This window comes from Euryhalocaulis caribicus (assembly GCF_000412185.1).
Classification (GTDB): Bacteria; Pseudomonadota; Alphaproteobacteria; order Caulobacterales; family Maricaulaceae; genus Euryhalocaulis; species Euryhalocaulis caribicus.
In genome coordinates this window covers 46,715-59,564 of sequence record NZ_ASJA01000002.1, presented here as the reverse complement: position 1 = coordinate 59,564, position 12,850 = coordinate 46,715, and the positions used below count along the sequence as shown (strand labels likewise).

Sequence of the window (12,850 nt, the reverse complement as noted above, 5' to 3'; positions counted from 1 at the left end):
ATGAACTGGCTGGACAAACTCACCCCGCCCGGCGTGAAGAAAATCTTCTCCAAGCGCGACACGCCGGAGAATCTCTGGGTGAAAGATCCCAAATCGGGCGAGATGGTCTTTCACAAGGACCTGGAAAATTCGCTCCATGTCACCCCGTCCGGCCATCACATGCGGATCGGCCCGGTAAGCCGCTTCGCCTATACGTTCGATCACGGGCGCTTTGAAGAGATCGAGATCCCGGCCGTTCCCAAGGATCCCCTGCGCTTCCGCGACGACAAGAAATATACCGACCGTATCAAGGACGCCCGCAACAAGACCGGCCGCGAGGATGCAATCGGCATCGCCGTGGGCAAGATCGGCGGGATCAAGTCCGTGGCCGTGGTTCAGGACTTCTCCTTCATGGGCGGCTCCATGGGCATGGCCGTGGGCGAGGCCTTCATCAAGGCCGCCGAGGAAGCGGTGGAGCGGGAGGCCCCGCTGATCTGCTTTGCCGCCGCGGGCGGGGCGCGGATGCAGGAAGGCGCGCTCAGCCTGATGCAGATGCCGCGCACCACCCTGGCCATCCAGATGCTGAAAGAGGCGGGCCTGCCCTATGTCGTGGTTCTGACAGACCCGACGACAGGCGGGGTCACGGCGTCCTACGCCATGCTGGGCGACGTGCATTTCGCCGAGCCGGGCGCCCTGATCGGCTTCGCCGGCCCCCGCGTCATCGAGCAGACGATCCGCGAAAAACTGCCCGAGGGCTTCCAGCGCGCCGAATATCTGCACGAAAAGGGCATGGTGGACGCAGTGGTGGACCGGCGCGAACTGGCCGAGAAGCTGGCCGATGTCCTGTCTGTCCTGATGAAGACCAAGCCGCCCTCGCGCCGCAAGCGCCTGCCGGCGCCGGAGCCCGTCAATTCCTGAGGCCGGGGCGCTGGATGCGGCGCTGGAGCGCCTGACGCGCCTTCACCCGAAAAAGATCGATCTTTCGCTGGACCGGATAGAGCGCCTGCTGGCGGCGCTGGATCATCCGCAACGGCGCCTGCCGCCTGTCGTCCATGTCGCGGGGACCAATGGCAAGGGGTCGACCCTAGCCTTCCTGAAAGCGATGATCGAGGCGTCGGGCCGGAGCGCACACGTCTACAGCTCTCCTCATCTGGTGCGCTTCAATGAACGCATTGCGCTGAACGGCGCCTCCGTCGATGACGCCCGGCTGGCGGACGCGCTGGACCGCGTCGAGAAAGCCAATGACGGCCGCGCCATCACTTTTTTCGAGGTGACCACGGCGGCCGCCTTCCTGCTGTTCTCAGAGACGCCGGCCGATTACCTGCTTCTGGAGACCGGGCTGGGCGGCAAATATGACGCCACCAATGTGGTGGACCGCCCGGCCGCCACGGCGATCACGCCGATTTCACTGGATCACCGGGAATTCCTGGGCAGCGATCTGGCCGATATCGCCCGCGAGAAAGCCGGTATTTTCAAATCCGGCGTCCCGGCCTTTTCCGCGGGCCAGACCGAAACCGTGCGCGGCGCCCTGGCCCGCGCGGCGGAGGCGGTTGAAGCGCCGTTCCGCCAGTCCGGCGTGGACTTCATGGCGCATGTCGAGCGCGGCGGCATGGTCTATCAGGACGGCGAACGCGTGCTGGACCTGCCGCAGCCGGGATTGCTGGGTTCGCATCAGGTTCAGAATGCGGGTCTGGCGGTCGCCCTCGCGCTGCATCTGGGCCTCGGGGCGGAGGCTATCTCCGCCGGTGTGGCCGGCGCGCGCTGGCCCGCCCGCATGCAGCGCCTGACACAGGGCCGGTTCGCCGAACGCGCCCGCGCCGGCAATGCGGAACTGTGGCTGGACGCGGCGCATAATCCGGGCGGCGCGGCGAGCCTTGCCGCCGTTCTGGCAGACCTGGAGACGCGCAGTCCGTCGGACCTGATCATGATCATGGGCGCCATGGCGAACAAGGATCTGGACGGCATCACCGCGCCGTTCGCCGGGCTGGCCACCGAACTGATCGCGGTGCCGCTGAAAGACGAGGCCGCCAGCGCCGATCCCGGCCTGATCGCCATGGCCGCGGCGGAGGCCGGAATCAGCGCCTCCATCGCGCCTTCGCTCGACGCCGCGCTTTCCGAGGCGCTGGAGCGGCACGGCGCGGCGCGCATCGTCATCGCGGGCTCTCTCAGGCTGGCCGGCGAGGTCCTGGCCGATTATGGCGGATAAATGACCGGCTTTCGCTTGAGGCCGCGCCGGGCCTCGGGCTAGATTGCCTGCAACAATTCGCAACACGCTGAAAAACAATCATGCAAGCACTGCAATCCGTGCTCACCCAGATCGATGGCTGGGTGTGGAGCCCCGTTCTTGTGGCGCTCCTGTTCGGCACCGGTCTCTATCTGACTATCGGCCTGAAATTCATGACCATTTACCGCCTTCCGGCGGCTTTGGGCATGATGTTCAAGAAATCCAAGCCCGAAGATGAAGGCGATGGGGAAATCTCCCCGCTCGCCGCTCTCTTCACCGCGCTTTCCGCCACGATCGGCACTGGCAATATCGCCGGCGTCGCCACCGCCATCACGCTGGGCGGTCCGGGGGCGGTCTTCTGGATGTGGATGACGGCGCTTGTCGGCTCGGCCACGAAATATTCCGAAGCCGTGCTGGCCGTCACCTACCGCGAGGTCGATGACCGGGGCGAACATGTCGGCGGCCCGATGTACTATATCAAGAACGGCCTCTCGAAAAAATGGCTGTGGCTGGCCTGGCTGTTCGCCATCTGCACGGCTGTGGCGGCATTCGGCACGGGCAATCTGGTGCAGGCGAACTCCGTCGCCGCGCTGGTGGAATCCAATCTGGGCGTTCCGGCGATCATCTGCGGCGGCGTCATGGCCGTTCTGGTGTTCGCGGTGATTGTGGGCGGCGTGAAGTCGATCGCCCGTGTCGCCTCGGTCCTGGTGCCCTTCATGGCCATCGCCTATGTGGTCGGCGCGGTTGCCGTGCTTCTGGTGAATGCGGGCGATGTTCCGGCCGCTTTCCTGTCGATCTTCACCGACGCCTTCTCCGGCACCGCGGCTGTCGGCGGCTTCTTCGGCGCGGCCTTCGCCGCCGCGATCCGGGAAGGCGCCAATCGCGGCTCGTTCTCGAACGAGGCGGGTCTGGGATCGGCGGCTATCGCGCACGCTTCGGCCAAGACGCGCAATCCGCACCGTCAGGGCTCGATCGCGATGCTCAGCCCGTTCATCGACACCATCGTGGTCTGCACCCTGACCGCGCTGGTGATCCTGACCGCCACGGGCAATTTCAACTACAATCCGGCGCGGGCCGCGCTGGGCCAGTGCGAGACGCAAGGTGCGCTGACCATACCCGACGGCATGAGCCGCACGGCGCTGTTCGCCGCTGCGCCCCAGACCGATGTCGAGAACCGCGCGCAGAGCGTGGCGCAGGGCGGCGACGCCGTTTATGGCGCGCTTCAGGCCTGCCAGGCGGCGGGCGTGGAAGTTCCGTCTGACGCTCTGGCGGCGGCGACGGATGCGTCCGTGGTGGCCCAGACCGATCATTCCTGGCTCTCGGGCATCGCTTCGGCGGCGGATGTGACGGCGCAAGCCTTCGGCGCGGCGCTGCCGGGGGGTGAGTGGATCGTGGTGATCGGCCTGACCGTGTTCGCCTTCACGACGATCCTGGGCTGGGCGCTTTACGGCGAACGATCGCTGGAATTCATGACAGGGACGAAGCTGATCTTCCCCTATCGCGTCTTCTGGTGCCTCGTCGTGTTTGTCGGCGCCATATGGACGAACGATTTGGCCTGGACGGTCGCCTCCATCGGCAACGGGATGATGGCCGCGCCCAACCTGATCGCGCTTCTGGCGCTTTCCGGCACGGTGTTCGCCATCGCCAAGCGCCATGGCGCGCGGCCGGGCGATGATGGCGATCACAAGCTGGGCGACCAGAACACGCCCATGCCCGCTCCGTCCGCGGGCGAAGAGGACGGCGAGAGCGGAAAGGCGTAACGCGCCTGAGGCTTCCGGCCTGAAATAACGGGTCCGCCGGGTGACTGGCGGACCCGTTTCTTTTTCAGTCATGGCAAGGGATAGCGCGTTTTCTCATTTCGCTTGCCGGGGGTGAAATTTGCGCTTCTAGTGCGTATCGGGATTTCACTTCTCAGCGATGCGCCAATGGAAAACTTCTTCGGACCCGTTCAGTTCTTCAGCGATTTTCTGTGGGGCGGAACATGGGGCGAGACGCGGGTCCTGCCGGTCGGGATCGTCACCATCGCCCTGATCGGGACGGGCGTCTTTTTCATGATTGCCATGCGGTTCCGGCCGGTGACGCGGCTGGGCCCGGCTTTTGCCCAGCTCTGGACAGGGCGCAAGGCGCTCGGCGCGGGGGAGATCACGCCCTGGCAGGCGCTCTCCACCGCGCTATCCGGGCAGGTCGGAACGGGCAATCTGGCCGGGGTGGCTACCGCCATCACGCTGGGCGGGCCGGGCGCGATATTCTGGATGTGGGTAACCGCGCTGTTCGGAATGGCGCTGGCCTTCGCCGAATCCTCGCTGGCCGTGCGCTATCGCGAACAGCACCCGGATGGCCGGGTTCATGGCGGGCCGATGTATTACATCAAGAACGCCCTGCCCAGGCCGTGGATCGTGCTGGCCTTCCTGTTCTGCATCGGAACGCTGTTCTCGGCTGTCGCCACGGGCGGGATGATCCAGGCGAACTCGGTCACGCAGTCCACGCAGGAAACCGCGCGCTCTCTGGGTGTTTCCATTCCGAACTGGGCGGCGGGGCTGGTGATCGCGGGGCTGGTCTTCGCGGTCATCATTGGCGGCATCAAGTCCATCGGGTCTGTCGCGGGCAAGCTGGTGCCGCTGATGGCCGCGGCCTATGTCATCGCGTCACTGGCGGTAATCATCCTGCACGCCTCGGAAGTGCCGCACGCCTTCGCGTTGATTTTCAGCTCCGCTTTCGGATTTCAGGAAGCGGCGGGCGGTCTGGCCGGGTACGGCGTTCTGGCGGCGATCCGCGCCGGGGTGGCGCGCGGCCTGTTCTCCAACGAGGCCGGACAGGGCTCGGCCCCCATCGCCCACGCCGCGGCGCAGACCAGCGACCCCGTTCGTCAGGGCGAGATCGCGATGCTGGGCGTTTTCATCGACACCATCGTCATCTGCACCATGACCGCGCTGGTCATCCTGACCGTGGCCGGGGATTTCCCCAGCGCCGGGGGCACGGTGGAATACGCCTGGCAGTCGGCGGACCTTCAGGCCTCCGCCATCACCACGGCGGCCTTCGCGCAGGGAATTTATGGCGGGCAATGGATCGTGCTGGCGGCGCAGTTCCTGTTTGCCTTCACCACCATGATCGGCTGGTCCTATTACGCCGAACAGGCCCTGACCTTCATCACCGGCGACTGGGCGGCGCGGCCGTTCCGCTTCCTGTGGGTCATGATGATCTTCGCCGGCACGATGATCGTGAATGTGGACGGCCTGTGGCGGCTGGGCGATGTCGCCAACGCCTCGATGCTGTTCCCCAATGTCATCGCGCTGCTGGCGCTGTCCGGCGTGGTCCTGGCCATGTCGAAAGCCGGAACGGGCCAGATCAGGGCCGGGGCGTTGAACGACCCGGCGGCGAAGGAGCCTGCCGAATAGGCAAGGAAAAAGGGCGGCTCCCTCCGGACCGCCCTTTTTCCTTCACGCCACGGCGCGCTCGTCCCCTTAGCGCTTGCCGTTCCAGTTGAGAACGCGATTGTCGGCGGGCTGGTAATAGCTCAGCTCCATGCCCTCGGCGTCCTTGAAGCCCGAGGCCGGAACCCCGTCCTTTTCCTGATAGTCCCGCCATCCGTCATCATGTTTCCGGGGATGATGCGGCTGTTCCAGAACCGGGATCTGGTCGCACTCGACCAGCCGCCACTCATAGCGCTGCGGCGAAACCAGCTGATGCTTCTCGATGGAGGCCATCTGCGCCTCGACGCGATAGCGGCTGTGCCCGGCGGTCTGCACCACTTCCTGATAATTATAGGAGGCGTATTCCGCCGGGATGGGGATTTCCTCCACGCCGCCGGGCTGCACCAGAACTTCCTTCTCGATGGTCGCGTATTGTGGCGGAACCGGGATGGAGCGCACTTCCTCGGGCTGCACCACGACCTGCCGCTCGATCGTGCGGTATTCGCCCGCTTCCTCGATCAGGCACCAGACATCGCCGGTTTCCTCGTCATAGCGATAGGGCTTGGCGCCGGGCAGGCGGCCGCGTTTCCACACCATTTGCGGTTCGCGCACCATGACGCGCTCGGTCACCGTTTCCAGACGCGCCGGCTCGACGACAAGGCGTTCATATTCCGGCTGCACCAGAACCTGCTCGGTCACGGTTTCATAGACGGGCTGGCGCACGACATAGCGGACCCCTGCCTCCTTGCGCAGATAATCGCGCGACCGCGTTTCCAGCGCCGGCTCGGTAACCTCGATGCGGTCATAGGCCTCGCGCGACAGATATTCGTCGACATAGCGGTCATATTCCGCGCGGACGAGAATGCGCTGATAGCACTGGCCCGGCTCGGCATAGGCCGGCGGGTCATTGGGAAGCGGAACGCCCTGCCCCCCGGCAAAAGCCGCGCCGGCGCACAATGACAGCGCGCCGGAACTCATCAGAACTCGCTTCATCATTCCCGGTCCTCCCCAAGGTTTGAGAATGGTTAACGATTATTAACCCGGCTTTTGGTCAGGGAGGTCAAGCGCTTGCCCGAAATGAGCGAATAAAAAAGCCCATAATTCCCCGATAACGCGAAAAATTCAGAGATTTTCGCGTTTCAGGAGATGTTCCATGGCGGCTTCCAGCGCGTCCCAGCATTTGTAGCGCCGGGCGTTATCCGCCGCGCCGCGCCAGCCGGCGGCCAGCGCAGCGCCGGTTTCCGGGTTGCGCAGAACGGGAACCAAAGGGTCCAGTGCGATGCGGATGGTGAACAGGACTCCCCCGGTTTCCGGCAGGCGCCGTATGGTCTGGCGCTCCACGCGAAGATGCAGCTGGTCCGCCGCCGCTTCCGGTCCCAGCGCCGCCGCCTGTGCCCGCAAGGGGCCGCCGTCCGGCGTATAGCGGTCTCCGCCGAACTGGACTGTCCAGTTGAAACGTTCGAACACCGCGTCCGCGGCAAGGCTGTTGAAGACATGGGCGATGGCGCCGGCCAGCCGGGGCGCGCCGTCCGGCACCGGGACGTGCAAACCGTCCAGGGCCTTCCCGATGGCGTGGCCGGCGGAAAAGAAGGTTGGCTGGCACAGGGCCAGCGCGGCGGTTCGCCATTCGCCGTCCTCGGCCGTCATCACGACGAGATCGTCGGAGACCATGCGCCGGGCGCGCGCCAGATCGGGCTCGCCGGTCTCCGGCGCTGCTTCAGCAAGCGCGGACTCCACCATTGCCCGCGCCTCCGCCTGCGCGGCAGCGGAGCCGTGGATTTCCCGGAATACCTCGCTGAATCGCTGGTCCAGCATCGCCGCGCCATGCGCGCGTCCGGCCTGAAGCTCCGGGTCAGGCCGCAGCCACTCCGCGGCCTCTATCTTCTTCAGTCCGACCTTGAATTTCGGCGGGCCGGACAGAAAGGGCCGGTATGGCGGCCTGTCTGGAAAAAAACTGGTCAATCTTGTCTTCCGCGCGTTGCCGCGCGCCGCTCCCCTGCCCTAGGTTGACCGCCAATCAGTGACTCTCTCAAGGAGCCCGCCTGCCGTGGACGCGCCGCAACCTGCCTATTCCGACACCGACATTCGCACCGACTGGACCCGCGCGGAAGCCGAGGCGCTGTACCGCCTGCCATTTTCCGATCTGGTGTTCCGCGCCGCCAGCGTGCATCGCGCCTTTCACGATCCGGGCAAAATCGAGCGCGCACAGCTTCTTTCCATCAAGACCGGGGGCTGCGCCGAGGATTGCGGCTATTGCAGCCAGTCAGCCAAGTTCGACACCGGCGTCAAAGCCTCCAAGCTGATGGACAAGGATTCGGTGATGCAGGTCGCCCGCGCGGCCAAGGCCAAGGGCGCGGACCGGTTCTGCATGGGCGCGGCGTGGCGCTCGCTCAAGGATCGCGATGTCGAGAAGATCTGCGACATCGTCACGTCAGTGAAGGCGGAGGGACTGGAAACCTGCATGACGCTGGGCATGCTGGAGGAGGGGCAGGCGGAACGCCTCGCCGACGCCGGGCTCGACTTCTACAACCACAATCTCGATACCTCCCGCGAATATTACGACAAGGTCATCACCACCCGGACCTATGACGACCGGCTGGAAACGCTCGGCCGCGCGCGCAAGGCGGGCGTGAAGCTGTGCGTCGGAGGCATTCTGGGACTGGGCGAGGATCAGGAAGACCGCGTCGGCCTGCTGCTGGAGCTATCGCGGCTGGACCCGCACCCGGAAAGCGTGCCGGTCAACCGCCTTGTGCCGGTCAAAGGCACGCCGCTGGCGGAGGCCAAAAGCGTCAAGGATCTGGATTTCATCCGCACGGTCGCGCTGGCGCGCCTGATGATGCCGAAATCCGTAGTGCGCCTCTCGGCCGGCCGGGAGACGATGTCTGAAACCATGCAGGCGCTCTGCTTCCTCGCCGGCGCCAATTCGATCTTCATGGGCGAGGCCTTGCTGACCGCGCCGAACGCGGGCGACGACGCGGATTCCGCCCTGCTGGCGGAGCTGGGCCTGAATCGGGAGGCGGCGGACGCCGCCGGCCCTTAAGCCGCGCCGATGCGCGGCTGGCCGCCCTGGGACGCCTTGGACGGCCCGAAGGCGCGATCCAGAACATGAGTCGAATCCTGCGCCAGTTCGATGGCTGCGGTCAGGTGCTGCAGGATCTTCATGTTGTTGCCCATGACGTGCAGCGCCTCGGGCCGCGGATCGGCGTCGATCTTGATCGAGCGTTTCAGCACGTCGCCGCGGATCAGGCTGAGGATATCCTCCAGCTTGTGCCCGCCGGGATTTTCTTCGGAAACCAGAAACCGGGTCATACCCGCCCCCTTCCATGCTCAACAGGTGCCAAACTTACCCTGGCGGCGGTAAAGAATTGCTTTCCCGCGCCTTTCGCCGCCGCGCCCGGCGCGATAATGAGGACGCAACAAGAATACGGGAGAGAGATCGAAATGACCGGGAAGATCGGCGCGAAGGACGCGGTTTCGAAGCTGGATGGCTGGAATGCCGCCGATGGCCGCGACGCCATAGAGAAGACTTTTGAATTCAAGGACTTCAATGAAGCCTTCGGCTTCATGACCCGGGTCGCCATCAAGGCCGACCAGATGGATCACCATCCCGAATGGTTCAATGTCTATAACCGGGTCGAGGTCACCCTGGCTACGCATGACGCCGGCGGGGTGACGGACAAGGACGTGACGCTGGCCTCATTCATGGATTCGCTCGCATGAGCCGGATGACGGGCAAGCGCGCCCTGATCACCGGCGCGGCCAGCGGCCTGGGTTTCGCCATCGCGCAGAAATTTGTCGATGAGGGCGGGGAGGTCTTCCTGACCGACCTGAACGAGGACGGCGCGCGCGCCAACGCCGAAACGCTGGGCGCCAAGGCGATGAAGCATGATGTCACCTCCGAGGAAGACTGGAAGGCGGCGATCAAGCGCGCCGACGAAGCGCTCGGCGGGTTCAATGTGTTGGTCAATAACGCCGGCATCGGCGCGTTCGGCTCGGTCGAGGACGACAGTTTCGAAAGCTACAAGAAAGTCGTCGCCGTCGATCTCGACTCGGTTTTTCTGGGCTGCAAATACGCGCTGGGCGTGATGAAGGGCCACGCGCCCGGCTCCATCATCAATATCTCGTCCATCGCGGGCTTGCTGGGTCAGGCGGAGCTGGCCTCCTATAACGCCGCCAAGGCCGGCGTCTGGCTGCTGACCAAGTCGGTGGCGCTACACTGCGCCAAGCGGCGCTATGACATCCGCGCCAATTCCGTGCATCCGGCCTTCATCAAGACGCCGATCCTGGACGGCATGAAGGAGGCGCTGGGCATCGAGACGGACGAGGAGCTGCACAAGAATCTCGCCCGCGGCATCCCGCTGAAATGCATCGGAGAGCCGGACGACGTGGCGTATGCCTGCGTCTATCTGGCGTCAGACGAATCCAAGTTCGTCACGGGGACAGAGCTGAAAATCGACGGCGGCCTTTCGGCCTGGTGAAGCATCAGGGCTGTTCGTGCACCACGACCATGCCCAGCAGAAGATGCGCGCCTTCTTCGCCCAGAACCCGGTCGGTCGCGGCCTGCAGCATATTGGCGATGCGGTCCGCGTCCGGCACATTGCCGGGGATGTAGAAGCCCCCGGCATAGGCGGTCAGCGCCGTGGCGTAGGCGTCCCTCAGGCGGGGCATCAGGGCTTCGGCCTTGCGCCGCAGCTTGTCGTCATGGATGTCCAGACCCGCCTCGACCTGCAACAGGCCGGTAATGCGGTAATCCTGGGTGATGGTGGCGGTCAGCCCCGGCATCTCCATGAATTCCTCGGACGCCGTCACCCGTTTCTTGGCGGGCGCGGCGCCCGCGGCCAGGGCGGGCGTGGCGGCGAATGTCACGGCCGCGAGGACCGTCAGGATGCGAAGCGCGACTTTCATGAGACACGCTAATATCGCATCAACGTAAAAAAACGCTTTCAGGAGCCATGCGTCATGAAAACCCGTCTGATCGCGCTCGCCGCCGGCCTCGCCCTGATCGCTCTGGGCGGCTGGTGGTTGTTCCTGGCCTGAAGGGCGCGTTCTTTTCTCACTGACGGCGGTGTTTCTTGCCGTCAGGCGGCTTGAAACTTCAAACCCTCCACCGCATTGTGCGCACCGTCACAAAACTGTCATGGACGGGCGGCCGCCCGGGCCGTGCGGCTCATGATCTCCGCCGCCGAATAACCCGGCGGCCCCGTCATTCCCCATCAAGCGTTCGTCGAGAGTTTCCGGTTTGGCAAAGACAAGTCTCGACAAGGACCTGAAAAAGGTCGGGCGGCTTGAAACCGCCACGACCGATCTGGCGCGCGGCATGGCTCTGCCGGGCATGGCGGGGGTCTTTCTGGCGGCGGTCGCCATTTTCGTCGCGGCGTTTCTCAGCGAAGGGCCGCTGGCCATCTATGTGGTCGTCGGCGCGCTGATCGGGGGCTATCTGGCGCTGAATATCGGCGCCAATGATGTCGCCAACAATATGGGCCCGGCGGTGGGCAGCAAGGCCTTGCCCATGACCGCCGCGCTGGTCATCGCCGCGGTTTGCGAGGGCGCAGGCGCGATGCTGGCGGGCGGGGATGTCGTCTCCACCATCTCAAAGTCCATCGTTACGCCTCCGGCGGACATGCCGGCGGTCAATTTCATCCTGCTGATGATGTCCGCTTTCCTGTCGGCCGCCATCTGGATCAATCTCGCCACTGTGCTGAACGCGCCGGTCTCAACCACCCATTCCGTCGTGGGCGGCGTTCTGGGCGCCGGTCTGGCGGCCGCGGGGGCCAGCGTGGTGAGTTGGGGAACCATGGCCGCGATCGCCGCCAGCTGGGTGATCAGCCCGGTCATGGGCGGCGTTATCGCCGCGGCGTTTCTGGCGTTCGTGAAATGGTCGATCCTGTTCCGCGAGGACCGGGTCTCCGCGGCGCGGCGATGGGTGCCGGTTCTGATTGCCCTCATGGCCGGGGTTTTCGTGCTCTATATGCTCGGCAAGGGGCTGAAAAAGGTCGTGGACGTTTCCGATCCGGCCTCTCTGGTGCTGGCTGTCCTCGCGGCGCTCGCCATGTGGGCCGTCGCCCGCCCCTGGGTAAACCGGCGCTGCCGCGACATGGACAATCGCCGCAAGGAAGTCAGCCGCCTGTTCGTGGCGCCGCTGATCGGCGCGGCGGCGCTTTTGTCCTTCGCCCATGGCGCAAACGATGTCGCCAATGCGGTCGGGCCGCTGGCCGCCATCGTCGCGGCGGCAAAAACCCAGATGGCCGCGCCGACCGCAGTGGAGCTGCCGATCTGGGTTCTGCTGATCGGCGCGGCGGGGATTTCGCTGGGCCTGGCCCTGTTCGGACCGCGCCTGATCCGCACCGTGGGCCAGCAGATTACAAAGATGGACCCGATGCGCGCCTATTGCGTGGCGCTTTCGGCGGCGATCACGGTGCTGATCGCCTCGCATCTGGGCCTGCCGGTTTCCTCCACCCATATTGCGATTGGCGGGGTTTTCGGCGTCGGGTTGTTGCGGGAGATCCTGACCAATCGCGGCCTTCGCCGCCGTCAGGACAGGGAACCCGTGCCGCTGACCGAAGACCAGATCAACGAAACCCCGGAAGACGCGGTCAAGAAGCTGAAGAAACAGGAGCGGCGGCGTCTGGTGCGCCGTCAGCATGGCTGGACCATCGCCGCGGCCTGGGTGATCACCGTTCCGGCGGCGGGCGGTCTGGCCGCCGTGCTCTATCTGGGCCTAAGCCTGATGTCCCGCGCCTGACGCCTCGTGCGCGGCCAGGATATGTTCCTCGGCGCGCTCAACCAGTTCGAACAGCCCCGGCGTGGTCAGAAGCTTGCGGGCTTCCTCCAGCGTCGCCCAGTGGCGCTGGCGCTCGTCCTTTTCCGGCCAGTCCTCAAGCTGTTCCGATACGCGCAGGGGATACATCGCCACCTCAATCAGCTTGCGCCGCATGGGATGCACCTTGCGGTCGCGATAGAATCCCACGGCCGGTCCGGTGACTTCGCCCTTCACGCCCGCTTCCTCGCGGGCTTCCCGCGCGGCGCATTCCGGGGCGGATTCGCCCGCATCGCAGCCCCCCTTGGGAAAGATCCACCGCCCCGTGCGGCGCGAGGTGACCAGCAGATAAACCGCGACTCCGTCCTTCACGGCATAGGGGATCACCCCGGCCTGCGTAATCGCCGGGCCGGTCAGTTTTTCCCGCGTGGGCCAGAGTTGTTTCACGGTTTCGAGCATCAAATATCCTTCGTCGGCGTC

13 protein-coding genes are annotated in these 12,850 nt (G+C 65.2%); 8 read left to right on the top strand and 5 right to left on the bottom strand.

Annotated features, from left to right (window positions below):
* From accD to L338_RS02025, 4 genes are all read left to right on the top strand, one after another.
* Window positions 1-897 carry an acetyl-CoA carboxylase, carboxyltransferase subunit beta gene (gene accD / locus L338_RS02040; protein WP_022696692.1) on the top strand — a complete coding sequence of 299 codons (897 nt, stop codon included), beginning with the start codon at window positions 1-3 and terminating at the stop codon, window positions 895-897.
* A 55-nt stretch (window positions 898-952) separates the two neighbouring features.
* Window positions 953-2,185 (top strand): bifunctional folylpolyglutamate synthase/dihydrofolate synthase, encoded by a 1,233-nt coding sequence (locus tag L338_RS02035; RefSeq protein ID WP_241762223.1) that lies wholly within the window; start codon window positions 953-955, stop codon window positions 2,183-2,185.
* An 80-nt stretch (window positions 2,186-2,265) separates the two neighbouring features.
* Window positions 2,266-3,963 carry an alanine/glycine:cation symporter family protein gene (locus L338_RS16230; protein WP_022696689.1) on the top strand — a complete coding sequence of 566 codons (1,698 nt, stop codon included), beginning with the start codon at window positions 2,266-2,268 and terminating at the stop codon, window positions 3,961-3,963.
* A gap of 165 nt (window positions 3,964-4,128) precedes the next feature.
* A complete protein-coding gene (locus tag L338_RS02025; RefSeq protein ID WP_022696688.1) occupies window positions 4,129-5,598 on the top strand; it encodes an alanine/glycine:cation symporter family protein in 1,470 nt (489 codons plus the stop codon).
* 66 nt (window positions 5,599-5,664) lie between these two features.
* On the opposite strand, the gene L338_RS02020 is transcribed toward L338_RS02025, so the two are convergent.
* Both L338_RS02020 and L338_RS16225 read right to left on the bottom strand, forming a co-directional pair.
* Window positions 5,665-6,609, bottom strand: coding sequence for a hypothetical protein (locus L338_RS02020; protein WP_022696687.1), 945 nt, complete (start codon window positions 6,607-6,609; stop codon window positions 5,665-5,667).
* Window positions 6,610-6,735: 126 nt separating this feature from the next.
* On the bottom strand, window positions 6,736-7,575 hold the full coding sequence (locus tag L338_RS16225) for a heme-dependent oxidative N-demethylase subunit alpha family protein (RefSeq protein ID WP_022696686.1): 840 nt from the start codon (window positions 7,573-7,575) through the stop codon (window positions 6,736-6,738).
* 85 nt (window positions 7,576-7,660) lie between these two features.
* Between L338_RS16225 and bioB the strand changes: the two genes are divergently transcribed.
* Window positions 7,661-8,653 (top strand): biotin synthase BioB, encoded by a 993-nt coding sequence (gene bioB, locus L338_RS02010; RefSeq protein WP_022696685.1) that lies wholly within the window; start codon window positions 7,661-7,663, stop codon window positions 8,651-8,653.
* On the opposite strand, the gene L338_RS02005 is transcribed toward bioB, so the two are convergent.
* On the bottom strand, window positions 8,650-8,922 hold the full coding sequence (locus L338_RS02005; protein WP_022696684.1) for a hypothetical protein: 273 nt from the start codon (window positions 8,920-8,922) through the stop codon (window positions 8,650-8,652). The genes bioB and L338_RS02005 overlap by 4 nt on opposite strands.
* Before the next feature lie 132 nt (window positions 8,923-9,054).
* On the opposite strand from L338_RS02005, the gene L338_RS02000 reads away from it, so the two are divergent.
* Both L338_RS02000 and L338_RS01995 read left to right on the top strand, forming a co-directional pair.
* Window positions 9,055-9,333, top strand: a complete 279-nt coding sequence (locus L338_RS02000) for a 4a-hydroxytetrahydrobiopterin dehydratase (protein WP_022696683.1) — start codon at window positions 9,055-9,057, stop codon at window positions 9,331-9,333.
* The gene (locus L338_RS01995; protein WP_022696682.1) at window positions 9,330-10,091 is read left to right on the top strand and encodes an SDR family oxidoreductase; all 762 of its coding nucleotides are present in this window, start codon (window positions 9,330-9,332) and stop codon (window positions 10,089-10,091) included. Before L338_RS02000 ends, L338_RS01995 begins: the two co-directional genes overlap by 4 nt.
* A 4-nt stretch (window positions 10,092-10,095) precedes the next feature.
* On the opposite strand, the gene L338_RS01990 is transcribed toward L338_RS01995, so the two are convergent.
* Entirely contained in the window at window positions 10,096-10,518 is a 423-nt protein-coding gene (locus L338_RS01990) for a hypothetical protein (protein ID WP_022696681.1), read from the bottom strand.
* 334 nt (window positions 10,519-10,852) lie between these two features.
* Between L338_RS01990 and L338_RS01985 the strand changes: the two genes are divergently transcribed.
* On the top strand, window positions 10,853-12,355 hold the full coding sequence (locus tag L338_RS01985; protein ID WP_022696680.1) for an inorganic phosphate transporter: 1,503 nt from the start codon (window positions 10,853-10,855) through the stop codon (window positions 12,353-12,355).
* On the opposite strand, the gene L338_RS01980 is transcribed toward L338_RS01985, so the two are convergent.
* Window positions 12,332-12,829, bottom strand: a complete 498-nt coding sequence (locus tag L338_RS01980) for an NUDIX hydrolase (protein ID WP_161624589.1) — start codon at window positions 12,827-12,829, stop codon at window positions 12,332-12,334. The two genes, L338_RS01985 and L338_RS01980, sit on opposite strands and share 24 nt — an antisense overlap.
* Window positions 12,830-12,850 lie beyond the last annotated feature (21 nt).